Origin of the sequence: Nostoc sp. (assembly GCF_036916655.1) — a bacterium.
Lineage (GTDB): Bacteria > Cyanobacteriota > Cyanobacteriia > Cyanobacteriales > Nostocaceae > Nostoc.
The window spans coordinates 86,235-109,881 of the sequence record NZ_JBALFY010000012.1 but is presented as its reverse complement, the minus strand read 5'-3'; the positions used below and the strand labels follow the sequence as shown (position 1 = coordinate 109,881).

The window sequence follows — 23,647 nt, the reverse complement described above, 5'->3', positions numbered from 1 at the left end:
TAAGCTTTTGCTTTGTTCGTATTGCATATTCTCTCAAAATAGGTACTGGCAAACCCTTAAACATACCATAAAATATTTCTGCAAGAGGTCTATTGAGTAAGGAGTAATGAGTGGATGAAAAATGGGTATTTACTCATTACTTATTACTTATTACTCATTACTCTAGAATCACCGTGCGTTCACGGTGGTGAGGATGTCAACCCCATGCCCCATGCCCCATAACTTAAGACTTCGTAATCCGATACTGTTGGGCAATGTAATAAAACAAACGATAGTAATCTTGAAATTTTTGGCTCTTGCTTCGTCCCCGCAAATAGTATTTCACTTGACCCTGAGTTAGTGTCAGTGTCATGGAACCTACTTGTTGATCAACTTCTACAACTACCACCCCAGACACTCCTTGGGTGGTTTGAAAGTTGGGTTTTATCTTTTTCACAGACTCTTGATCTGTAACAATCGAATTTGGTAACTGATGACTTGCCCATCCCCGAATTTCCACTGAATTATCCTGTGCTGAAATAAACGCAATTCCATCATCATTTGCTGGGGCTGCTAAAGGAGTCCAGTTACTCGGATATAGAAATTCAAAGCCATAACGAGAGTTAGTATAAGTCTTCCAAGTGATCGCTCCGGCGTTAAAATCATTTGCAGTACAACCCCACAGGATTATTAGCAGGGCAATGACTCCGCTAACGCTGGCGGCAAACCGATAAATTCTTCGCCCCAAACTACAGGTTTTATTAGCAGTAGCCATTTATATTACACATTTTGCCAAGATCAATACCTCGCACTAAAAAAGCACTCATTAAAAGTTCAATATTCTTTCAGGATATTTACCATTCTCTTTTAAGCTCTCAGTAGAGAAGCTTATAAAGAGTGCTTTATCAGACAGCTTATGTACAGCGCATCTCAGACAGCCGAGCTAACTTTAGAGCTTTTTCACTTCCAAACCAACACATCTTTCAATTTCCAGCCATGTTTATAACCGGAAAGGTGTTCAACTTTAATCCGCTGAGGCTCCAAATCACTAGAAAATAAGCCAAGTCCGGCAATCATTACTTTATTGTTGTTGGTTTAGCGATCGCTAATTCCCAGTTTCAACCTGATTCATTAGCATCTCATCTCCACATGTAAATAAATGTAACGAAACTGCCGTTAAAACGTTTTACTGTCTTGACAAGCAAGAAAAGAACCGATAAATTGATATACATACCCGGGTAAGACCGTTAAAGAGTTATATGCAAACGCAAACTAAGCAAAAGGTCACTTTGTATTTATCGTCAGAGTTGCACAGAAAACTGAAGATTCGTTCAGCAATCGATTCCGAGCCAATGTCAGAACTTGCCGAGCGTGCCCTTGGTTTTTACCTGTCTAATCAAGAATTAGTTGAAGAGTTAGAAGATTCTAGTTATGGGCGGACTCATAGAGTTTATTCATGCCCGACTTGTGATAGCTCACTAGTATTACGTGATGGGGAACTGGTTACTTTAGGCAATCAACCAGGAGTAGTTGGTCAAGAGCATCTTTCTATTGATGAAATGGATGAAGATGAAACCAATCCCAAGGGCGAGGAAGAGTTAGTTCCTTGCTAAATAGATATTCATGATTTGGTTGTCTTTACCAGAAGCAATGTCTCTACTGTCTCTATAAGGTCTCAAGTAGGTCGAAGTATGAAAGAAGAGCTCAGTATCCTAATTCAAGCTCAATACCCTTTAATCTACCTTGTGACCTCCGAGGAAGAGCGGGCCGAGCTAGCAGTTTCCACAATCGCCCAGGATTTAAAGCCCCAGCGCCGAGTATTTATTTGGACAGTAACACACGGGATTGTCGAGTATGGTCAACCCCGAAATGTCACCCAACATAATACCGTGTCTCCAGAGGCAGCGATTGAGTGGATAATTCGGCAGAAAGAACCAAGTATATTTATTCTTAAAGATTTACACCCCTTTATAGATGCGCCTGCAACAAACAGATCGTTACGTGATGCGATCGCTAGCTTTAAAGGTATGCAAAAGAACATCATTTTGATGTCACCGATGCAACAAGTACCAATAGAGTTGGAAAAAGAAGTTGTTGTTATCGATTTTACACTGCCAGATATGGCAGACTTGAATAAAGTACTGACTTATCATATAGACCAAAATCGTGGTCGGCGGTTAACAACAGAAGCCAGAGAAAAACTTCTCAGAGCAGCTTTGGGTCTAACTAAAGATGAAGCTGAGAAAGTCTACCGTAAGGCACAGGTAACTAAAGGGCGTTTGACGGAAGATGAAGTAGACATCGTTTTATCTGAGAAAAAGCAACTAATTCGGCGCAATGGAATCTTAGAATACATCGAAGAAGATGAAACCATTGATGCTGTAGGTGGCTTAGAAGAGTTAAAAAGATGGCTCAAGCAACGCTCTAACGCTTTTACAGAAAGAGCGAGAGAGTATGGTTTGCCTCAACCAAAGGGGATGTTAATTTTAGGAGTTCCTGGTTGCGGTAAATCATTAATAGCCAAAACTACTTCCCGACTGTGGGGTTTACCACTGTTGCGGTTGGATATGGGGCGAGTTTACGACGGCTCAATGGTAGGACGAAGTGAAGCAAATCTGCGAAACGCCCTGAAAACAGCAGAATCTATTTCCCCAGCCATTTTATTTATCGATGAATTGGATAAATCCTTTGCTGGTAGTGGAGGTTCATCTGATTCTGATGGGGGGACTTCAAGTAGAATCTTCGGCTCCTTCCTTACATGGATGCAGGATAAGAAATCACCAGTGTTCGTGATGGCAACCGCCAACCGAGTCGAACGCTTACCTGGCGAATTCTTGAGGAAAGGACGCTTTGATGAAATATTCTTTGTCGATCTGCCAACACCGGAAGAACGGCAACACATTTTCAATATTCACCTGACGAAACGCCGTGAAGACATCTCTCGATTCGATCTTGAGCAACTAGCCAAGATGTCTGATGGCTTTTCTGGGGCAGAAGTTGAGCAAGCGATCGTTGCGGCAATGTACGAAGCTTTTGCCCAAGATCGGGAGTTCACCCAACTAGATATTATTGCTGCACTGAAGGCAACATTGCCGCTGTCTCGAACGATGCAAGAACAAGTAACGGCTCTGAGAGATTGGGCCAGACAGCGCGCCCGCCCCGCAGCATCCTCCGTAGCTGAATATCAGCGAATGGAGTTTTAAAAGCTTTCCTCTGCCATCCCAGGGGGAAAGGCTAGCTGAAAATGCTAGCAGTTATAAGAAAAGCCGCATCCTGTTAAGCGCGGCTTCGCCCAAAACAAACCGTTGTCGTTTTTCTCAATCTTCTCATTGGAGGAAACCCAAATGTCTCACTTTAGCACCCTGCGTACCAAAATCACCGATGCCGAAATCCTCAAGGCTTCCTTGCGCGACCTCGGTATCAGCGTAAAGACTGAAGCTGATGTCCGTGGTTATAACGGTCAGCGTGTCCGTTCGGACATCGTTGCCGTGTTGGAAGGCGAATATGACCTCGGCTGGTCTCGCAACAGCGATGGTTCTTTTGACCTAATTGCTGACTTGTGGGGCGTTGCTAAGAAGCACAACCAAACCGAGTTGATCAACTCAATCAACCAAAAGTATGCTGTTAACAAAACTTTGGCTGAAGTAAAACAGCGCGGTTTGCAAAACGCCAATGTGAAGTTGGTATTGCAATAACAATTTCTCTGCGCGTTCCCAAAGCTGCACGGGTTAACCATATAAATAGCGGTTAGCCCGCTTTTTTATCGGGACTGAGATTTATTTCTCAGTCCCGATTTTTGATGAGTCTAGTCAATACTAATTTCAAATTAGTAATTTTATTTCATCGTAGTAACATTGATGTATTCAGCATGACAACCAAGCTTATTTTTAATTAACTTAAGAAGTTCTGCTTTATGGTGAAGCAACCATTCAGGATTGTTACTAGGGTACAAATATATGTTGTAAGTGTAAGTATAATACGCACTAACATAACCCCTTTTCGGTGGCGGAGAGGGGTTATGTTTTTACAAGAGCATGAGTTGCAAATGCTTAACCGCACTCATCTAGCAATAAATGTATTTTGGCACTAAGCTAATTTTTAGCTAATGAAGTTTAAGTTTTTGATAGTTATCTGCGATTTGCTTAAGCAGCTTTCGGATGCTGTCCAGACTTTTGCTTCCTTGAATGCGGTTCCCGTCGTCTGAAATCCAGCTTATGTTGTCAGCAGTATGTCCAGATGTAGCGCTTGCAGGATCGTCAAGTTTCAACGGGTTAAGATGACCAACTTGGAAGCTTGATTTGCCGTGCGTTCGGGTTGTTAGCTCCGCCTCAAATTTTTCAAAGGACATAGGAATAAGTGTGATCGGGCATTGAAATACTGGCTGTGTATTAAAGAGAACTTTCTCTTTTTCAAGTGCTTGTCTTGATGTAGCTGGAAAACCATCAAAAGTACAAAGTTGTTCAATTAAAACGTACTCAATTTCCATGCAAGTTCGGCGATTAGCAAATTGAACTGAGTGCGGATGTGTTTCCCATCGCTTTTCTCTGTTGGTTTTGAAATTCCCAGTTAAAGCACGGTCAGTCAGATAAGTTTTAATTTTGATCTTATCGCTCAGAACCAATTTGAAAAATTTTGCATCCGGGCTGGTTTCGCCTTGAGTCAGAAATTTTCGCAGCTTTAACGTGCGTAGAATTGTCTCAGTGTATGTCCAAGCAACATTACCAAGTCGATGTATCCTTGTAGTTTTGTCGGATATGTCAGGCTTTACAAGATAGTCGATAGGTGCTTCGTAGGGAAGTTGTGGGTGTTTGAAAAACAGTTCCAGGGTTTCTCTATGTTCTGGCGTTTGTAACCACTGATCTAATTTTGAAATAAGGTCTATGGCAATTTCAAGACATTCATCAAAAGAGCAATATCGTTGATCGCCATTCAGTTGCTCGAACCAGCGTGTTCGGAATTTAGTGGAATCTATTGTTGGAACCTTGACAAGTTCAATGAGGAACACATGTCGTAAAATCGCCCCACTGACAAAAGAGAGATACTTTTCACTGCCCAACTGTGCAGTCATAGGAATCATAAGCTGTGATATTCTGGAATCACTGCTGAACAATGGCAATGCAGCCTGATACAGATTCGTCATATTGAAGCGCTCTGCATTACAAGCCTGCTCAATAGACGTTTGAAGAGGATGCCTATTCATTCGGTCAAACGTTCCTCGAAGTCAACAATGAAGTTGAGCAATCCAATCCCAACTGCGCTGCACCACCGACGCAATTCAACAATATCCAATCTTCTTTCACCACGTTCACACTTACTAATGACCGATTGAGTTGTGCCAAGGCGTTCGGCTAGTTGTTCTTGCGTCAACCCAGCTTTTTTCCTGCTTTCTATGAGAACTTCTAGAAAAACTGCGTAATCCTTGGAAAACAAAGACTTTGGCATGTTTTGAAATACATTGCCTCATATCTTAAAGTCTGATTGTGAATAGTCCAAAATCGACTTTTTTAACGGTCTTAGTATCAGAATTATCTGCACTCGTTTTCAGAGCCAGTAAATTCGAGTGGTCATGGCTTACAGCAAATTGCAATCAAACGTGCCACAAATAAAAGCAATACTGGGCTTTGTTTTATGATTTATTTTTGTGGCGGGTTTGATCGAAAACTGCTGTAAAAATACAAATATTTTATGAAGACTTGTTGAATAACAGTATCTGTTTTATTATTTAATTCAATCAGAATATGAAAATCAAAAGCTTTATCACATAAAATGAAAAATAGGCTTCAAAACCATGAGCAGTTGTCATTTCTAGCATCAGAAGCCAGTGAGGGCTTGGATTACAAAGAAGCTTACCGCCAAATCCGCAACTACCTTGCTGGTCAATATGTAGGAGCAACTCGTGATGAAGCATTGCTAACAGAGGTGATTAAGTGCCTCTTTTGCAAGTTGTATCTTATAAAACAACAAGTGCAGTTTGATAATAACGATGCCTTTTTAGTTGCCAAGCAGTATAGAAAAGCATTCTCAGAGCTACGTGATTTATTACCCAACTTGTTTGGTATACAGGCTATTTTTAGCCATGAAGAAGAATTATTGCTCGACCCCGCAAGCATCACGTATATCGATCAGAAACTAGATAAAATCCACCTCAATAACTGGAGTCGTGACCCTTTTGGAGATGCTTACGAAATTTTTATTGGTTCTACCATCAGAGGACAAGAGGGACAGTTTTTTACACCTCAGAATGCCGTTGAACTTTTGGTTTCGCTTGTAGCTCCCAAGTCAGGGGAAAGATTCATTGACCCAGCTTGTGGAGCAGGCGGGTTTCTCAATGCCATAGCACGTAGTCTAGTTACTGCTGGTGTTTCTCCAAAAGATGTCTCTAACAGTGTTTTTGGAGTAGATAAAGATAGCTATCTTGTTAATCTCGCAGCAGCTCGCTTATCGCTAGTTACGCTCTCACCCGCCAATGTTTTCTGTGCAGACTCGCTTGCTTGGGTAGCAGAAAGAGAGAAAAATTTCGTATTGAAAGACAGTTTGGGTACTTTTGATGGTATAGTAACCAATCCTCCCTTTGGCTCTCGTATTGTGTCGGTGATCAGCAATGTACAGAAAGTGTTTGATCTGGGTTATAAGTGGAAAACAGATAAGAAAACATCTAAATTTGTCAAATCTGATATACTTCAAAACTCCGTTCCACCACAAGTACTCTTTGTTGAACGCTGCCTCTCTCTGGTAAGAGCTAATGGACGCATCGGTATGGTTGTTCCAGAAAGCCTTATATCCAGTAAAAACTATCGGTATGTTATTAATTACATTAGAGAATATGCACACATCAAAGCAGTATTGGGGATGCCAGAGTCTCTTTTTAAAATCTCAGGGAAGGGAGGAACTCACACTAAAACCTGCTTAGTTCTTTTTCAAAAGAAGTCCGAGAGGGAATTAGATAGTGGCAAGATCAGAATCTTCATGGCAGAAGCCAAATGGTGCGGACATGATAGCAGGGGACGACAACTTGGATGTGATGAACTACCTGAAATTGGTAGGAAATACCATGAATTTTTAAGCAATATACCAAAAGAGTATACTCATCTGGGATATTGCATCTCTGATACTCAAATCGTAGATAACGTTTTAGCTCCTAGATATTACAACCCCGAAGTTAATGATTCGCTGCAACTGCTTAAGGATACTCATCACTTAATAAAGTTTGGAGATCTAGTATTATCAGGAGTAATAAAAATTAGTACAGGAGACGAAGTAGGTAAGCTCGCTTACGGAAATGGAGATATACCTTTTATTCGCACCTCTGACATATCTAATTGGGAAATAAAAGTAGATCCAAAGCATTGTATTAGTGAAGAAATTTATACGAATTATGCCAAAAAACAAGATGTTCAAGAAGGGGACATCTTGATGGTGCGAGATGGAACTTACCTGATTGGCACTTGTGCATTTGTGACAAAATATGACACTCGTATTATTTACCAAAGTCACCTATACAAACTCCGTGTAACTGATCTTTCTAAACTATCTCCTTATCTACTGCTTGCGGCATTAAGTTCTGTTCCTGTTCAACAGCAGATTAAATCGAAGAGATTTACTCAAGACATTATTGATTCTTTAGGAGATCGGATTAATGAACTCATATTACCTATTCCAAAAGACAAATTGTTGCAGGAGAAAGTAACAAAAATGGTGCAGCAGGCTATTCATGAAAGAATTGAAGCACGAGAGCTAACAAGGAGAGCATGCTTAGAGTTACTAGGTAACAATGCTATTAATTTTGATATCAGTGATGATTAGTGCGTAGGCGTAGGCCGTCGTAGACATTGCTGGACTTCTCTAAAACTCTAAAATCTAGCTAATCCCCACATTCCGCCCAGAAGTTAACTTCTGGGCTAATAGATCCATCTGCAAATTATAGATTCTTACCAAGATATGTCCCTACTTCTGATTTAAATGTTTGAGAATCAACGAGAAAACATCTGTCGCCTCAATTCGATTTTCATCAACTAGGTCAGTTTGATGGGTGATAAATAGAGGCCCTTCATTGGGAGAGGTGCTAATAGTACCATGAGAGCCACGCACCAGGGAAGCATCCAAAGGAATCACGTCCATGAGGTAGCGAAAACCTAGTTGTTTCTGAAGTAACTTGAGAGCAACTTTTACTTGAGGAAATTTAATTTGCGGATCGAGGAAAAGTTCTACAGGATCGTAACCAGGTTTGCGGTGAATATCTACAGTTTTAGCAAAATCAGGCGCTTTTGCATCATCTAGCCAATAATAATAGGTAAACCAAGCATCAGATTGTGCGATCGCTACCAACTCTCCCGATCTAGGATGATCGAGATGGTAGGCTTGTTTACCTTCGTCATCTAATACTTGGGCTATACCTTCAGTCGCTTCTAAAAGCGATCGCACTTTCGAGATATATGCTGGATCGTTCACATATACATGAGCAATTTGGTGATCGGCAACAGCAAAGGCAGTACTAGCACCAAAATCGAGTAATTCTCGCCCCAATTCTTCTCTTACAGCAATTAAACCATTTTCCCGTAATACACGGTTCAAATCTACAGCTTGAGAAACTGGCGTAATGCCATACTCCGAAAGAATAATTACCTGAATATTACGTGCTTGATAATATTCAATTAAATCGCCACAAACAGCATCAATTTCTCGCAAATCTGCTTGAATCTGTGTTTGATTATTACCAAATTTTTGCAGACAGTAATCTAAATGTGGTAAATAAACTAGTGATAGTGTCGGGCTATAACGTTCCTCAATCCATTTTGCAGAATTGGCAATCCATTGGCTAGAACTAATGGAAGTTTTTGGCCCCCAGAAATCGAACAGAGGGAAGTTTCCTAAGTCAGATTGAATTTGCGATCGCACATCACTAGGATGGGTATAAATATCAGGTAATTTTCTCCCATCGGCGGGATACATTGGGCGCGGCGTAATGGCATAATCTACAGACGAATACATGTTGTACCACCAAAAAAGGTTGGCACAAGTGAAGTTTGGATCGATTGATTTAGCGATTTCCCAAACTTTGGGAGCCTGCACTAGTTTATTAGATTGTCGCCAAAACTTCACTTCACATTCGTCGCGGAAGTACCAACCATTAGCGACAATCCCATGTTCATCAGGCAATTTTCCTGTTAAATAAGTAGCCTGAACAGAACAAGTTACAGCAGGTAACACTGTTGCGATCGGAACTACTTGCCCTTTCGCAGCCCAAGAAGACAAAAACGGTGTGTTTTCTCCTATTAAGTTAGGTGTTAATCCTACAACATTTAGAATAACTGTTTTTTTCATAAACTTAGTTCCTTATTAATTTGCAGCGAGTTCTTTTAATACCCACTCATATTCACGCTGAATAGAAGTCAGCAAATCTATCTTCATTTCTGATGGCAATACATCCCAAGTGTAAGTCTCAATTTCTAAATGTGAGCAAGCATTGTTTGTCTGAAGTAGATGCAAAACAGTAGCAATGTCATCTTGGGTAGATTGCAAAATTTGATAATCATGAATAAAAATTGGGACATGAAAGTGAGTGCGCCATTCTTCAGCTAGAGATTGCTCTAAATGTGGTAATGCAGTTATTAAGTCAGGATAGTGATGGAGTGTACCATCGCTGCGACGTTCTATTACCTGGTGAAGATAGGTAGATTCAGCAAAAGGACGTAAACGTTCAACTATCAAACTACGCTTCTCAACATCAGCAGGTATTTTTACTTGAATTGCAGCGCTGATTTGAATCTTGCCAATCTTAATTCCTGCCGATTGCAAACGTGTAAATACAGACTTGGGCTGCTCATATTCCACTGAAAAATGACAGGTATCATAGCAAATACGAACATGTTCTAGCAATTTAATCTCTGCTAAACTCTGTTCAATATTTAGCTTTTCTGATAAATAATTACCACCAATTGGCAATAACCAATTTTGATAGAAATCAATTATTTCTGAGGTATTTTCAATTAAACCATCAGGCTCAGGTTCTAAATCAATATGGAGTATCTTTCCTGTTTCTTCGCAGATGCGAATCATTTCTACAACAACTAGTGCTATATTCAAACAACTCTTTTTCAAAACTATCTCGAAAGTTGCTTGGTCTTTTTCCCACCAAGGTTTATAAGATAATGGTAGTGTGGAAATTCCACCGTCAAGTTCTTCTGGTAATAGAGTAGCTAAAATTTGTGCCAAGTTTAATGTATAATTAACCCGTTCTTCGCTAGACCAATCTGGTAGATAAACTTGGTCTTTTACTACCTGTCGATGAAATCCGCCAAAAGGGAATCCGTTTAAAGTAAAAACATATAAATCTTGTTGAATCAACCAAGTTTGGAATTGATCTAAGTTATTACTTTCTAAAAGTTGTTTTGCGGCTATATCTGCTAACCTCAAGCCAATACCAAAAGGTTCTGTAGGCGATAAACGCGATTTTAGTTCGGGAATATACTTTTCTAAATTAGCGAAAACTTCTAGCCAACTTTCACCAGGATGAATATTACTGCAATAAGTTAAGTGAAAATTATTGTTCTTTGTAACTTTCATTTTTTAGCTCTATCCCTTGTATACATAATCTATTTTCTCTGGCTTAAACTATTTCACAAAATACTTGCTATATATTTATGGGTAGTGATTTAACAGGAAACGGGCGGTTAGAAACCGCGTCTATACAAACAGAACCCACCTCCGTGGGTTTCAAACCCTTAATTTGACTTTAGTCCGCGGAGGCGGACTTTGCCTGTGTAGCCGTGAATTATATTCGCTTAATTGGATGTGTACATTCAAGTTTAAGTAACAGCAAATACTTGTGCTAATTTCATCGAAATTGGTAACAAGATTAGCACTAATAAACCGTAATAGAAACCAGCAAAGCCAGATGCAACAGTTGCATCCAAAACTATTAGAGATAAAACACCTATTTTCACTGCATTTCTAATATTTTCGGCTATTGGTTCACGTGCAGCTTTGAGAAAATTTGGCAAGATTCTGATAGCTAAGAAAACAGCAAATGGTAGTGCTGCGATCGCTGTATACTCTCCTAATAATCCTAAAGCTAAAACTGCTGTCAAAACTATTGCGATTAGCAGTAGTGCTAGTACTCCCGTAATCTTCTTGCCTCCGTGAACTTCACCCTGACTAATTGCGGTGATTGCAGCAATATAAAGAACAGGAATCAGCGCTAAATACCAACGTTCTCCGACGATTTCGGGTACAGCACTGACACCTAATAATAAGTTACTACCACGGCATAAACCCATATTTAAAGGGCCAAAAAAAGGATGATGTTTGGCGAGTGAGTTATAGAGTAGGCATGAAAGAGTGATAAAAATAGCGATCGCAGCACTCAACAACGATACTTGAAAAGCAGCTATAATCCCGATCGCAAACAGTATACTCCCCAACAAAGCAGCATTTTGACGAGATACACGACCACTCGGAATTGCTCTATTTGGTCGCTCTTTTGCATCTAATTCTGCATCAAAAACATCATTAAAAACTATACCACCGCCGTATAAACCAGTTGTAACTAATAACAACCAACCTAATGGAGTTAGTACGGCAAAACTTGCTTCTCCGTTAATTAATTTAGCAAAAATAACCCCAGAGCCAGAAGCAGCAAAACCAACAAGAATATCTGCCCAAGCAGTAACAATATTAGCAGGACGCATCAATTCTAGATAACCCCGCCAGCCTTGCAAATTTAAGCTTGCAACATTCACTTATCTGCCTCCTTATCTAGTAATTTCTCAAAATAAACTGCATATTACAGATAAATCAGATATTTATGCAATTCACGACTCCCTACTCCCTACTCAATCAATACAAAATCTGAAACTGATTTGATTCCTGGTTCCTGTCCCCGCAGCACAGAATTACCACTGAACATTTGACGCTGATCGACAGATTGGGGATTGAGCCAATCTGAAGCTTTCATCTGCCCAGTTTGACTGTAAGCAGCTAGGGCATTTTCATAACAAACTGCTCGGACATGTTCTTCTGGAATGCCTCTATCTAGCATCAACTGAGCCGTTTTTGGAACTGCTAAAGGATCGCTAATACCCCAATCAGCACTACTATCTACGATGATGCGACGAACGTTCTCACGTCCCGCTACGCTATCGCGTCCATACTTACGAACAACTTCTACCATTCTGGCGTTACCCATTTTCGTCTGTGGGTAAATCGTGAAAGCTGCCCAAAAACCGCGTCCTAATACTTCTTCAACGGTTTCTTCGTTGTTGTGATCGATAATTACTTGTGAAGGATCTAAGCCATATTCAATGCAGCGATCCATACTCCGACTAGCACCCGCCTTTTTATTGCGGTGAGGAGTATGAATTAGTACTAACATATCGAGTTCTTTAGCTAGTTCTAACTGCTGACAAAAGTACTTATCCTCTGCTTCTGTCATATCGTCATAGCCAATTTCGCCAATGGCAACAACTCCTTCTTTACAGGCATAAAGTGGTAGCAGTTCCATAACTTCTTTTGCTAGTGCTTCATTGTTAGCTTCTTTCGGATTTAGTCCGATTGTGCAGTAGTGCTGGATGCCAAACTGACTAGCACGAAATCGTTCCCAACCCACAAGGCTACTGAAGTAGTCTTTAAATGAGCCGGCGTTGGTTCGGGGTTGTCCTAACCAAAAGGCTGGTTCAATGACAGCGACAATACCATATTCCCGCATTACTAAGTAATCGTAAGTAGTACGGGAACACATGTGAATGTGAGGATCGATAAACATCATGGTTTTAATGATTGGGAATTGGGCATTGGGCATTGGGCGCATTGGAAATTGGGTATGGGACATCATTGTTTATTTTCCTTGTCCTCTTCGTCCCCAGTCCCCAGTCCCCTCTATTTGTAGACAAAGAGTCGTTAGCGCAGATCGCCGCAAGCATCGCGGCTAAAACTGCTCCAAGTCAGATTACCTTGTTGAATGGATGACTGTAAATCTGGGTAATGAGAAAGTAATGCTTGCGCTTGGGGTAAAGGAGACTCAGCACAAGCTAATGCTGCTGCTTTTTGCTCTTCTATAGCCCCATTAGCCAGTACTTTTTCTAAATCTGTAATGATGGCGCTATCGGCAAACCGCCCTACAGGTCGCCAAAGTTCTGGTGTCACTGAGCGTTTAGCTGCCCAGCGCTCATGGGCATAGGCTGCTAACATCTTCGCCAATTCTGGGTTAGCACGCCGATCTAGACCCCAAATTAGATGCAACGGACTGCCGACAAACACAGCCTTCAGCACCATTTGATTCCAAGCAGCATTATCTAAATAATTCGCAGGATAGGGATTGCGTAATGCTATGGCTTGAAATACATTACTCATATTGCTGCGAATTCCCTCAGCAGTACGGTGGCGATGTAATTCTGGATGTGGTAGTAATGGCAAACTTTGATAAAGAACAACTAACTCCCCCATATCGGCAGTGGAGAAGAATTGATCGAGCGATCGCAAATACCCCTGAGTATCATCGTGGGGCAAAGCTAAAAGTAAGAGTGTGCGACCTGCTTGATCTACACTCCAATGACCAGGATACCAACCGGGAATTACATCCTGTGCCGCCTCTAAGTCCTGGAATGTTAGCTGCAAATCCTCTTTACCGAGATAGCGGGGCACAGCACTAAAAGCCGTAAAAAACACTCGTTCCACAGCACCGTTAGCAATCTGTGCCTGCTTCTGTTCCAGCCAAGCAAAAGATTTTTCTGAAACAGACTTTAACAGCCATTGATGCAGTAACTTGTTTACTTTACTCATGATAAATTCAGGAGAAGTTGCCCAACTTTTTTATGACAACTAAGTATAAAATCTACCACTAAACTTGATACTTTGGGATTGAAGTAGTTAGCTCGTATTCTACTGAGATCATAAATTCACTGAATCTATAAAAATCTTCCGACTTTAAAGAAGATATTGTAAAGATATCATTTTAATTAGATGAACACTGAATTATCTTACGGAAAAAATTTAGAATCCTATGTAACAATGATCTCTATTGCATTGCCAACATCAGATACAATATAAAGCTCAGGTATTGATAATAATTGCAACCTAATGCTATTTTGACTTTATTTACTAAGGTAAAAGCACTTCATAAGTGTGATTATTTTAATAGTTAAATTGGTGTAGTAAATCATTTAATTATTGAAGTATTTAATGGATTTATTATGTCAATTCTGCCATCAGCTTCAATTGTCTAATTGCAGCAATGTATTTATTTGCAGTTATTTCAAAAACAATAATATTAAAATGGCTATTCAACAAAAAACCGCTCTTAATCTGCAACCAATTAAGCAATGTGTTCGTGTAACTTTCAATTATGATGTTCACTTCACGAAAGGTTTGTTTCAGTTAGATAATCCTTTACTTGCACAAGTTATTGCCGCAGATGGGGAAACAACCCCAAAGCAAGTGCTAGCAGTGGTAGATGGAGGATTTTTACAGTACCAAGATGGATTGCTAAAAAAATTATCAGCCTATGCCCAGCGTTATGAAGATGTGCTAACACTAAGCGGTGAACCGATAGTAGTGCCGGGTGGAGAAACAGTCAAGAACGATTCTCGATTTATAGAGCAAATTCATCAGCAAATTAATGCATCTGGATTGTGCCGTCACTCCTACGTGTTAGCAATTGGAGGTGGAGCCGTCCTAGATATGGCAGGATACGCAGCAACAACAGCTCACCGAGGAATTCGATTGCTACGAGTACCAACAACAGTACTAGGGCAAAATGATTCGGGTGTAGGGGTAAAAAACGGAATCAATGCCTTCGGCAAGAAAAACTTTTTGGGTACATTCATGCCACCTTATGCTGTCTTGAATGACTTTGATGTTCTGACTAGCCTTGACGATCGAGATTGGCGATCGGGTATTGCAGAAGCGGTGAAAGTAGCGCTGATTAAAGATGCAGATTTCTTCGATTTCATTATGACTAATGCCGATAAATTGGCTAATCGAGACATGGACATAATGGAAAGGCTAATCTATCGCTGTTCTCAGTTACACTTAGAGCATATTGCTGGTAGCGGCGATCCCTTTGAAATGGGTTCATCGCGCCCTTTAGATTTTGGACACTGGGCGGCTCACAAACTAGAGCATTTAACTAATTACAGCCTACGTCATGGTGAAGCTGTAGCGATCGGCATTGCTTTAGATACGACTTATTCATATTTAACAGGGCAACTCTTGCAATCAGAATGGCAAAGGGTTCTAACTACACTCAAGAAATTAGGCTTTACTTTGTACGCATCAGCACTGACAGAGCAATTAGATCAACTAGACCATCCGCATTGTATATTTAGGGGGCTTACCGAGTTCCGTGAACACTTGGGAGGACAATTAACCATTACCCTTCTACAAGGAATTGGAGAGGGAATAGAAGTTAACCACGTGGATTTGTCTTTGTATAAAGATGCTATTTTTATACTGGAAGATTGGGAACTTTTGCATTAATTATCCCTAGCTTATTTTCTCAAAAGCAGCTTACAAAACCTTAGAGTTTGTTTGAAAAGTATTAGTTTTAGCCTTAAATGCAACTCAGAGAAGCGATCGCAAGTTCTCAACTTTTATACTAAATTAAAGTTATCGTGAGCTAAAAAAGTTATGATGTCCTCGGTTCCCGTCAACGACGCTCAAAATAATTTGCAACAGCTCATCGACCAAGTTGCACAGGGTAAACCTGTGATCATTCGAGGCGATCGCGGTAATGCAATTCTGCTTGCGGAAAAAGATTGGTCTGCAATTCAGGAGACTCTTTACTTATTATCTGTCCCTGGAATGCGAGAATCTATAAAAGAAGGACTAGCAACCCCAATCCAAGAATGTGATGAGGAGTTGGATTGGTGAGTCAACAAGCTTCTGAGGAGCCACTTGCAAACCCCGAAGGAGCGAGAAGAAAAAGGCCGAGGAATTACTCACAGTCCTTGAAGAAAATCCTTTTCAAAATCCTCCACCTTATGAAAAGCTGGTTGGTGACTTATCAGGTGCTTATTCTCGGAGGATTAGTATACAGCATCGGTTAGTATATGAGGTCATCGAATCCGAGCAAGTAGTCAAGAGAATTCGCATGTGGACGCATTACCAGTAAGTTATCTCCTCAACCCACCTTGATGTTCACAATGAAAACCTCGATTCTCCCAAGCTGGCATATCTACTTCAGTAAGTTTTGTGACATTTGAGCATTGCGGTTGAATAATTTGACTTAAAATCGCCCAAAATAAGCTGCGTGTTACATCTAACCCAGTTTTAAGCCAAGATTCATTATTACCAGGGACGCCCAACTCCTGAACAATCTCTGACTCTACCCAAATACCATGAGCGCCCAAAAGAATCTGTGCGATCCATACGGCTCTAGGTAAATGACTCGGTGAGGTAATCAACATGACTTTATGCACTCCCCAATGTCGCAAAATTGGAATACCATAATAAAAATTTTCAAAGGTAGAATTCGCGCAGTTTTCTAACCAAACGTTTTGTAACTCTGCCAATTCCGCCTCAAAAATTAACCGTATACAGGGATCGGGGGAACCATGAGAAATTAAAATTGGGGTTTGTGGGTATTGTTTTGCTTGTTGGGCGACATAAGTCTCTCGACGAATACTGCCACCAAGCACAAAGAAGGCATCTACAGGCTGCAAGGAAGCAAAAACTAAGGTTATAGTAGTAAAAATCAGCCAAACACCCAAGATAACGTACAATCCGCTAGTTAGTTTTTGTAACAATTGCCACAGATTAGCCGATTTTTTTTTAATAGAAATTAATGATTTGATGGTAAATTTGCGTTTCATGACTTAGGTAAGAAAAGCTGATTTAATGGCTATATAACAGTGCTGCAATTCAGTGAACAAAGTGCTATCTTATAAAAGTAATCGAGAATGCAAATATGACGCTAATCAAAGTGTCATAAGGTCAGTATGTCCTTCCGGAGAAGGCTAACAAACTGAGAAATGGTTGTTAATAACTAATGCGGTATTTTGGCATCATTTACCCATAAAAATGATGAAGGAGCATAGTTTATTTTGGGGTATAAAAACTTAAAAATTTCTGGAAAGCCTGATTGCTAAACTGTCAACAACACAATTATTCCAGCTAAGTATACATGAACCAATCTGCGAAAAGTTACTCACCGCTCCAAGTAGCCTTGATTGGTGGAGCGATCGCCACGACTGCTACGATGTCTGTATTCGGCCCTGCTTGGACTCGTGGTGTCCGTGCTGCTCTAGCCCTACAAGACAGTCCAAAAGTGATAGTTGACCAAGTTTGGCAACTGGTAAATCATGAATATGTTGATGGTAAATTTAATCAACAAGATTGGCAAGCAACCAGGCAAAGCCTGTTGAGCAAAGACTACTCTTCTCGCGAAGAAGCATACACCGCCATCCGCGAAGCTTTACAAAAGTTGGGAGATCCTTACACTCGATTCATGGATCCCCAACAGTTTGAAGCCCTGACAAACCAAACATCTGGAGAAGTCTCTGGCATTGGCGTTCGGATGGAAGTAAACGAAAAAACTCAGCGGCTAACTGTTGTCGAAGCCATCGAAAATTCTCCAGCACTGAAAGCTGGGATCAAGGCAGGCGATGAAATTTTGGCAATTGATGGCAAACCCACTCTCAAAATGAAAGTGGATGACGCCTCCAAGTTAATCCGTGGCAAAGCGGGTACTCCCATCAAACTGCGACTGGGACGGACGGGGCAAAATGCCTTTGATTTGAAGCTAACAAGAGCAAGTATTGAAGTACCAACAGTACGCTATACCCTCAGACAAGAAGGGAATCGCCGCGTTGGCTATATTCGTTTGCGAGAATTTAGCGCCCACGCCGCAGACCAAATGCAACGAGCCATCCGCGATTTGAATACTAAGAAAGTTGATTCTTATGTCTTAGATTTGCGGGGAAATCCTGGCGGTTTGTTGCAGGCGAGCATTGAAATTGCTCGGATGTGGTACGATAATGGCGGCATTGTCAAGACAGTAGACCGTGTGGGCAGCAGTGAAGAAACTAAAGCCAATCGCACTGCTTTGACAAATCGTCCTTTGGCGGTCTTAGTAGATGGTAATTCCGCTAGTGCTAGCGAAATCCTCACAGGGGCACTCAAGGATAACAAGCGGGCGGTAGTCGTTGGTGGTCAAACCTTTGGCAAAGCCTTAGTGCAGTCAGTTCATGAACTCGCAGATGGTTCTGGCTTGGCTGTCACCATAGCTCATTACTACACCCCAGCAGGAACGGATATCAACCATAAAGGGATTACGCCAGATATCAAGCTAGACTTGACAGAGGCACAAGAGCGTCAGTTGGCTTCTAATCCAGATTTAATCGGCACTAAGAGCGATCCGCAATATGCCCGTGCGATCGCAATTTTATCAAATAATAACTTTGCCCAGCCGCCGGCAAATCAACCCACTCAACCTATGAGTCGCGCTGGTGACTTGAAATTTTAGTTTCAATCCCTCACTAATTCTGATTCCTTTTAATTGTTCCAGGATTTGGATTTGGGCATACTAGCTAGTAATCCCATCTCCCAAATCTCAGATTTATGAATCATCAGTCAGTTGATGCAGCCACCGCCACCAGCTTTTTACCAATGGTGTCGGTGGTTGTTCCTATTTATAACGGTGAGGCGGATTTACCAGAGTTAATCAATTGTCTATTGTCTCAAACTTACCCAAAAGAACGGGTAGAGTACTTGTTGGTGGACAATAATAGTAGCGATCGCACTCTCACCATCCTCAAAATATCTGCCGAAAATTGCCCAATTACAATTCACCCATTGAGTGAAACCCAAATTCAAAGCTCTTATGCTGCTCGTAATACTGGGATTCGCGCCGCTACGGGTGAAATTATCGTTTTTACCGATGCAGATTGCCGTCCACAACCGCAATGGTTAGATGCACTAATTAAACCTTTTGTCAATAAAGAAGTGGTAATTGTTGCTGGTGAAATTGTGGCACTACCAGGCACAACACTGCTAGAAAGACACGCAGAACTTCAGGAAACTTTATCGCAAAAGCATACCCTGAACCATTCCTTTCGTCCCTATGGACAAACGGCTAATTTGGCGATTCGACGCATAGCCTTAGAAAAAGCGGGTTTATTTCGTCCCTATCTTACCACTGGTGGCGATGCCGATATTTGCTGGCGGATTTTGGGGGAAAACATCGGGCGTTTGGAATTTGCTCCCGATGCGATCGTTCAGCACCGCCACCGTACTACACTCAAAGAACTGCAAAGTCAATGGCGGCGCTATGGACGCTCAAATCGCTATCTGCACGAACTGCACGGTGTAGATTTGATGCGAGAGATGACACCCAAAGAATACGGCTATCGTTTGACACGTTGGTTATTGAAAGAAATACCAAGAGATATTAAAAAGGCGTTGGCGCAGCCTAACCCAGGCATTGCGAGTCAAGCCACCCTTGTAAATTTATTAAATACTCCTATTGGTTTGTTCACAGCGAGAGCGCGTACTGCTGGGCAAAGAGACGCCAAGCTACCAGATAATGCCAAGATAATTGATCGACTGTAACAATATTACTAGTACAGCACGGCGAAAATAAACCACCCCTTCGGGTTCAGCAGTTCCTCATGGGGGGAACCCCCAAGATCGGACTGCCTCACCATTCCAAATCAATGAAACGCTTACGTCGTATTCATTTTTAATTTTTAATTCCGCCTTGCAGTACTAGTCTGTTAAGCTAACAATGCTTGGTGAGGGCGGCAAATAGGGAAAGATTTTTCGGCGTTGGGCGTTGCTGATTAGATATATGAATATTGGTATAATATGGAGTACAAGGTCTCTACAAAGATTTTGAAATTACGTAAAATTAATTTTTATACCTAATTCAGCAATGCCGAAAAAAAACAAGCGCTCTTGTCAGCATAAAAGCATTGACTGAAATCCTTATTTTTTCTTTAATTAATAAAAGCGAATCTATCTTAAGAAGTATTTTCAAAAATAGAGAAAGCAAATATGCTGTTACTGATCGAGTTTTAACTTTGACATCTTGTATTTAATAAAATAAAAATTTCAGTAGGTAGGGCTTGCTGCAACTTTGCACTTTTGTGATTAATAGACAAGTTTGTGGCACTGAAATAGGGCAAATATTTGATTTGAGCGTGTACAAATTTGATTGCTCCCTCATCATTAATAGATAAGTTAGTAAATCAATAAAACAAGTTCTGCCACATTTATTTTATTTACAATGTGTCCGCTCTTGTAAGTAACCCGATCCTTGCCTGCTCAATAGGGTCTGAAGCCTTGAGGAAAGTATGGGGTTTGTTTCTCCTGCTTTCTTCATTCACAGCTAGCTACGCTTCATAGTTTTGTGAGTTGAGCAAAATGAAAGTGGATGAATTTAGCCAACAGATAGAGCAATTGCGCTCACAGATACAGGAAATCTTGCAATGTGATGGAACTAAGCCAAACTCACAACAGGAAATTGTAACCGGGGCTTTTGAGGAACTTAATACCGCAATGGAAAAACTATTGACAGCTTCCGATAAGTTAGAAGAAGCGCGAGCGGCAATAGAGAAAGAGCGCCAACGTTACCAAGATTTGTTTGAGTTTGCACCGTATGGTTACTTAGTAACTAATACTGTTGGGACAATCCAAGAGGCAAACCATGTAGCAGCAATCTTGCTCGGTATCCCACAAAAGTATTTAGTAGGTAAACCATTAATAATCTTTATTGCTCAACAATACCAGCAGTCATTTAGCTCTCAAATGAACAATTTGCAAGAGCTAATAAACTGGGAAATTAACCTACAACCAAGCAGAGGAAAGCCTTTTCCTGTTAGTGTAAAAGCCTCAGTCATATACGATCTTGAGGGAAAACAGCTTGGCTGGCGTTGGCTGCTGTGCAACATTAGCGAACGCAAACAAGCTGAAGAAATGTTACATCAAGCTTACAGTGAGTTAGAAATACGGGTAGCGGAACGGACAGCAGAACTGGTAAAAGCAAATCAGAAATTGCTAAGTGAAATTACAGAGCGTAAACGAGTCGAGTCACAACTGTTGCACCTTGCCTTTCACGACGCGCTGACAGGTCTAGCAAACCGCGCTGCATTTATGAACCGACTAAAACATGCGATAAATTTTTCAAAACGGCATTCAGATTATCTATTTGCTGTGCTATTTATTGACCTAGATCGGTTTAAGGTGATCAATGACAGTCTTGGACACCTAAATGGAGACCAACTTCTGCTTGCTACTGCAAGTAGGCTAGAAGTATGTGTACGCTCTATAGATACAGCGGCACGGCTTGGGGGAGATGAATTTACAATCCTGCTTGAGGGAATCCAGGATGTGTCAGATGCTATCACAGTAGCAGAACGGATTCAGCATGAACTGGCGTTACCCTTTGAGCTTGATGGACAAGAAATGTTCATCACGGCAAGTATTGGCATCGCGTTGAGTTCGACAGTAGATTATCAACACCCAGAAGAACTGTTGCGGGATGCTGATACAGCAATGTACCGAGCCAAGCTACTAGGCAGAGCGCGTTATGAGCTATTCAACTCAGAGATGTATGCTAGCGCTCTAGCAAGATTGCAGTTAGAAACCGATTTGCGCCGAGCAATTGAACGCGAAGAATTTCGAGTTTATTACCAACCGATTGTTTCACTCGCTAGTGGTTCTATCTTAGGTTTTGAGGCTCTGTTGCGCTGGCAGCATCCAGAGCGTGGTCTGCTTCATCCAGCAGATTTTATTCCCTTAGCAGAGGAAACTGGACTAATTTTCTCTATTGGTAACTGGGCGTTGCATGAAGCCTGCCGACAGATGCAGGCTTGGCAGGTGTGTCATCGTTCCAACTTGTTAGAGAAAATTAGTGTTAATCTCTCCGTCAAGCAATTTTCTCAGCCGGATTTGATTGAGCAGATTGGGAAAATTTTGCACTCAACTGGTCTTGATGCTGGCACTCTAGCGCTAGATATTACTGAAAGCGTAATTGTGGAAAATGGCGACCAGGCAACTGCTGTAATTTTACAACTTCGAGAGATGGGCATTGAGTTATCAATTGATGACTTTGGTACGGGCTACTCTTCATTAGGTCGTCTTTATAACTTTCCGATTAGTATGTTGAAGATCGATCGTTCTTTTATCAGCCCGATGAGCGCCAATAGTAAAAATTTAGAAATTGTTGAGATAATTATCACCTTGGCACATAAGTTGGGTGTCGATGTGCTTGCTGAAGGAGTAGAGACAAAAGAGCAACTAGCACTTCTCAGAAAGTTGAACTGTGAATATGGCCAGGGACATTTTTTTTCACTTCCATTAAATAACTTGGCTGCTGAGGCATTAATTATGCAAAATCCTCAATGGTAAGGGTTATTCAACTACTTCTTAATTCGTAATTAGTGAATAGAAGTTAAACAAAAGATTTTAATTACTCATCAGTAACCTTATCTTAAATTTTATCAACGGCTTTATTAACCACACTATCTGTTACAAGAATAGGGTTTTGTGAAATTCCAATCATGTACACCTCATTTAGATTATGATGCTTCTCTAAAGCCGCTTCATGAATGGTAAAGTAAATGGGCGTACCAGTATGCACGTAGTCTGGCATCCTTCTTTTATTTCTGTCATACATTGCTTTAAAGAAGCCAAAAACTGGATTTGGATTTTTGTCTACTCCAGCTACTCCACCAATTCCAAGTTCTCCTTCTGGTGCTTTATTAGCTGGTGCTGGTTTGATAACGTTTCCCGTTGGAAATGGCAGCATAGTTACAAAATCTTCCGTGTTTGCAATTCGCCAGTGCCGAACTTTTAGAGCTTCAAAACTCGCTGCAAATTGTCTATCCCCGCATCGTGGGCTAGCAAAGGTGTACAGTGTAACGTCATCAGGATTTTTAAATGGAGTATTTTTGAGAATATCTGGAATTGCTAATGTTGCTAGCGCTCCACCTAAACTGTGCCCTGTGACAAATACTTTAGCATTCTGCGAATTCTGCCACTTTTCATTAAGTGCATTAAGAAGTTTCTGCCGTAGACTTACATAAATGCCTCTAAAACCTGCTGTTACAAATCCGAAATTATGATCGATATTCGGGATAATAATTGAACCTTGATTTTCCTGCACAACCCCTTCGGCAATTGCCTCCTCTATCTCTACTATTTGATGATTTCTGTTAGTACTATCCTTGAAAGAAACAAGCTGAATATTCACATCCTTGAACCATTCAAGAAAGCCTCTAGTGCCACGAAATATTACATATATATTGCTAGTATCAGTTTCAGAGGCAACATATCCAAAAGGAACACCTTTTTCGGAGAATTCACTGTGTAGTATAAACGGCTCCTTAAGGTTAAATATTTGTGATTTATTTTTTAGTTCAAATAAATCGAACTGATTATATGCATCCTGCGTTAGCTCTGCCAGCTTTCGAGCTATTTCAGCATCAAAACCCTTAGGGTAGGTATTGGTATCCAGTTGAGAAATAATTATTCTGTCTGTTGACTGGTTTGTAGCAGTTGAAGATTGCATTAGTTCTACCTCAAGCTTAGAAAAATAATTAAATAATTACGAGAATGCGTGCAACAAGTCCTGTAATATTTTTGATTGTGAGTTATTTGCATTTATGCCGTAATAAATAGCCATGTCTTTGTCCTGGTTATTGGTTAGATTTTTGATCGCTGCGACCTTCCAAAT

Annotated in this window: 19 protein-coding genes and 1 pseudogene; 10 read left to right on the top strand and 10 right to left on the bottom strand. The window is 40.9% G+C overall.

The window, feature by feature from the left end; all coding sequences use genetic code 11:
* Nucleotides 1-223: 223 nt before the first annotated feature.
* Complete coding sequence (locus tag V7L31_RS03560; RefSeq protein WP_334694974.1) at nt 224-754, bottom strand: hypothetical protein; 531 nt, start codon at nt 752-754, stop codon at nt 224-226.
* A gap of 484 nt (nt 755-1,238) precedes the next feature.
* Here V7L31_RS03560 and V7L31_RS03555 point away from each other — a divergent pair, with 484 nt between their 5' ends.
* The 3 genes from V7L31_RS03555 to V7L31_RS03545 all read left to right on the top strand — a co-directional run bounded on the left by V7L31_RS03555 (nt 1,239) and on the right by V7L31_RS03545 (nt 3,674).
* Entirely contained in the window at nt 1,239-1,592 is a 354-nt protein-coding gene (locus V7L31_RS03555; RefSeq protein WP_334694973.1) for a hypothetical protein, read from the top strand.
* A gap of 78 nt (nt 1,593-1,670) precedes the next feature.
* Nucleotides 1,671-3,182 (top strand): stress-responsive protein Ycf46, encoded by a 1,512-nt coding sequence (gene ycf46 / locus V7L31_RS03550; protein WP_292853888.1) that lies wholly within the window; start codon nt 1,671-1,673, stop codon nt 3,180-3,182.
* A gap of 141 nt (nt 3,183-3,323) precedes the next feature.
* Nucleotides 3,324-3,674 (top strand): DUF1257 domain-containing protein, encoded by a 351-nt coding sequence (locus tag V7L31_RS03545; RefSeq protein WP_015136553.1) that lies wholly within the window; start codon nt 3,324-3,326, stop codon nt 3,672-3,674.
* Between the two features lie 407 nt (nt 3,675-4,081).
* Here V7L31_RS03545 and V7L31_RS03540 read toward each other — a convergent pair whose 3' ends face one another.
* Complete coding sequence (locus V7L31_RS03540) at nt 4,082-5,179, bottom strand: hypothetical protein (protein WP_334694972.1); 1,098 nt, start codon at nt 5,177-5,179, stop codon at nt 4,082-4,084.
* The gene (locus V7L31_RS03535) at nt 5,176-5,421 is read right to left on the bottom strand and encodes a helix-turn-helix domain-containing protein (protein WP_334694971.1); all 246 of its coding nucleotides are present in this window, start codon (nt 5,419-5,421) and stop codon (nt 5,176-5,178) included. The genes V7L31_RS03540 and V7L31_RS03535 overlap by 4 nt, the downstream gene beginning before the upstream one ends.
* Before the next feature lie 324 nt (nt 5,422-5,745).
* Between V7L31_RS03535 and V7L31_RS03530 the strand changes: the two genes are divergently transcribed.
* A complete protein-coding gene (locus V7L31_RS03530) occupies nt 5,746-7,782 on the top strand; it encodes an N-6 DNA methylase (RefSeq protein ID WP_334694970.1) in 2,037 nt (678 codons plus the stop codon).
* Between the two features lie 141 nt (nt 7,783-7,923).
* Here V7L31_RS03530 and V7L31_RS03525 read toward each other — a convergent pair whose 3' ends face one another.
* The 5 genes from V7L31_RS03525 to V7L31_RS03505 all read right to left on the bottom strand — a co-directional run bounded on the left by V7L31_RS03525 (nt 7,924) and on the right by V7L31_RS03505 (nt 13,755).
* Nucleotides 7,924-9,300: an alkaline phosphatase family protein gene (locus V7L31_RS03525; RefSeq protein ID WP_334694969.1), complete on the bottom strand. Its 1,377-nt coding sequence runs from the start codon at nt 9,298-9,300 to the stop codon at nt 7,924-7,926.
* A 15-nt stretch (nt 9,301-9,315) separates the two neighbouring features.
* Nucleotides 9,316-10,542: a metabolite traffic protein EboE gene (gene eboE / locus V7L31_RS03520; RefSeq protein ID WP_334694968.1), complete on the bottom strand. Its 1,227-nt coding sequence runs from the start codon at nt 10,540-10,542 to the stop codon at nt 9,316-9,318.
* A gap of 242 nt (nt 10,543-10,784) precedes the next feature.
* The gene (eboC, locus tag V7L31_RS03515; protein WP_334694967.1) at nt 10,785-11,717 is read right to left on the bottom strand and encodes a UbiA-like protein EboC; all 933 of its coding nucleotides are present in this window, start codon (nt 11,715-11,717) and stop codon (nt 10,785-10,787) included.
* Between the two features lie 89 nt (nt 11,718-11,806).
* Entirely contained in the window at nt 11,807-12,808 is a 1,002-nt protein-coding gene (locus tag V7L31_RS03510) for a TatD family hydrolase (RefSeq protein ID WP_334694966.1), read from the bottom strand.
* A 65-nt stretch (nt 12,809-12,873) separates the two neighbouring features.
* On the bottom strand, nt 12,874-13,755 hold the full coding sequence (locus V7L31_RS03505) for an EboA family metabolite traffic protein (RefSeq protein WP_334694965.1): 882 nt from the start codon (nt 13,753-13,755) through the stop codon (nt 12,874-12,876).
* Between the two features lie 492 nt (nt 13,756-14,247).
* On the opposite strand from V7L31_RS03505, the gene V7L31_RS03500 reads away from it, so the two are divergent.
* From V7L31_RS03500 to V7L31_RS03490, 3 genes and pseudogenes are all read left to right on the top strand, one after another.
* A complete protein-coding gene (locus V7L31_RS03500; RefSeq protein WP_334694964.1) occupies nt 14,248-15,450 on the top strand; it encodes a 3-dehydroquinate synthase in 1,203 nt (400 codons plus the stop codon).
* A gap of 150 nt (nt 15,451-15,600) precedes the next feature.
* Entirely contained in the window at nt 15,601-15,843 is a 243-nt protein-coding gene (locus V7L31_RS03495; RefSeq protein WP_334694963.1) for a type II toxin-antitoxin system Phd/YefM family antitoxin, read from the top strand.
* 49 nt (nt 15,844-15,892) lie between these two features.
* Nucleotides 15,893-16,084, top strand: a pseudogene (locus V7L31_RS03490) (Txe/YoeB family addiction module toxin); the annotation flags it as partial.
* Between the two features lies 1 nt (nt 16,085).
* Here V7L31_RS03490 and V7L31_RS03485 read toward each other — a convergent pair.
* Entirely contained in the window at nt 16,086-16,784 is a 699-nt protein-coding gene (locus tag V7L31_RS03485) for a YdcF family protein (RefSeq protein WP_334694962.1), read from the bottom strand.
* Between the two features lie 311 nt (nt 16,785-17,095).
* Here V7L31_RS03485 and ctpB point away from each other — a divergent pair, with 311 nt between their 5' ends.
* The 3 genes from ctpB to V7L31_RS03470 all read left to right on the top strand — a co-directional run bounded on the left by ctpB (nt 17,096) and on the right by V7L31_RS03470 (nt 22,320).
* Nucleotides 17,096-18,436, top strand: a complete 1,341-nt coding sequence (ctpB, locus tag V7L31_RS03480) for a carboxyl-terminal processing protease CtpB (protein WP_334694961.1) — start codon at nt 17,096-17,098, stop codon at nt 18,434-18,436.
* Nucleotides 18,437-18,531: 95 nt separating this feature from the next.
* Nucleotides 18,532-19,521 carry a glycosyltransferase gene (locus tag V7L31_RS03475; protein ID WP_334694960.1) on the top strand — a complete coding sequence of 330 codons (990 nt, stop codon included), beginning with the start codon at nt 18,532-18,534 and terminating at the stop codon, nt 19,519-19,521.
* A gap of 813 nt (nt 19,522-20,334) precedes the next feature.
* Nucleotides 20,335-22,320, top strand: coding sequence for a sensor domain-containing protein (locus tag V7L31_RS03470; protein WP_334694959.1), 1,986 nt, complete (start codon nt 20,335-20,337; stop codon nt 22,318-22,320).
* A gap of 82 nt (nt 22,321-22,402) precedes the next feature.
* On the opposite strand, the gene V7L31_RS03465 is transcribed toward V7L31_RS03470, so the two are convergent.
* On the bottom strand, nt 22,403-23,482 hold the full coding sequence (locus V7L31_RS03465; protein WP_334694958.1) for a lipase family protein: 1,080 nt from the start codon (nt 23,480-23,482) through the stop codon (nt 22,403-22,405).
* Between the last annotated feature and the right edge of the window lie 165 nt (nt 23,483-23,647).

Bases quoted from the DNA above. Each gene is read 5' to 3' on its own strand.
- V7L31_RS03495 (WP_334694963.1), top strand. From the start codon at position 15,601: ATGATGTCCTCGGTTCCCGTCAACGACGCTCAAAATAATTTGCAACAG.
- V7L31_RS03485 (WP_334694962.1), bottom strand. From the start codon at position 16,784: ATGAAACGCAAATTTACCATCAAATCATTAATTTCTATTAAAAAAAAA.
- V7L31_RS03545 (WP_015136553.1), top strand. From the start codon at position 3,324: ATGTCTCACTTTAGCACCCTGCGTACCAAAATCACCGATGCCGAAATC.
- V7L31_RS03470 (WP_334694959.1), top strand. From the start codon at position 20,335: ATGAAAGTGGATGAATTTAGCCAACAGATAGAGCAATTGCGCTCACAG.
- V7L31_RS03465 (WP_334694958.1), bottom strand. From the start codon at position 23,482: ATGCAATCTTCAACTGCTACAAACCAGTCAACAGACAGAATAATTATT.
- ycf46 (WP_292853888.1), top strand. From the start codon at position 1,671: ATGAAAGAAGAGCTCAGTATCCTAATTCAAGCTCAATACCCTTTAATC.
- ctpB (WP_334694961.1), top strand. From the start codon at position 17,096: ATGAACCAATCTGCGAAAAGTTACTCACCGCTCCAAGTAGCCTTGATT.
- V7L31_RS03535 (WP_334694971.1), bottom strand. From the start codon at position 5,421: ATGCCAAAGTCTTTGTTTTCCAAGGATTACGCAGTTTTTCTAGAAGTT.
- V7L31_RS03530 (WP_334694970.1), top strand. From the start codon at position 5,746: ATGAAAAATAGGCTTCAAAACCATGAGCAGTTGTCATTTCTAGCATCA.
- V7L31_RS03505 (WP_334694965.1), bottom strand. From the start codon at position 13,755: ATGAGTAAAGTAAACAAGTTACTGCATCAATGGCTGTTAAAGTCTGTT.
- V7L31_RS03555 (WP_334694973.1), top strand. From the start codon at position 1,239: ATGCAAACGCAAACTAAGCAAAAGGTCACTTTGTATTTATCGTCAGAG.
- eboE (WP_334694968.1), bottom strand. From the start codon at position 10,542: ATGAAAGTTACAAAGAACAATAATTTTCACTTAACTTATTGCAGTAAT.
- V7L31_RS03500 (WP_334694964.1), top strand. From the start codon at position 14,248: ATGGCTATTCAACAAAAAACCGCTCTTAATCTGCAACCAATTAAGCAA.
- V7L31_RS03510 (WP_334694966.1), bottom strand. From the start codon at position 12,808: ATGATGTCCCATACCCAATTTCCAATGCGCCCAATGCCCAATGCCCAA.
- V7L31_RS03525 (WP_334694969.1), bottom strand. From the start codon at position 9,300: ATGAAAAAAACAGTTATTCTAAATGTTGTAGGATTAACACCTAACTTA.
- V7L31_RS03540 (WP_334694972.1), bottom strand. From the start codon at position 5,179: ATGAATAGGCATCCTCTTCAAACGTCTATTGAGCAGGCTTGTAATGCA.
- V7L31_RS03560 (WP_334694974.1), bottom strand. From the start codon at position 754: ATGGCTACTGCTAATAAAACCTGTAGTTTGGGGCGAAGAATTTATCGG.
- V7L31_RS03475 (WP_334694960.1), top strand. From the start codon at position 18,532: ATGAATCATCAGTCAGTTGATGCAGCCACCGCCACCAGCTTTTTACCA.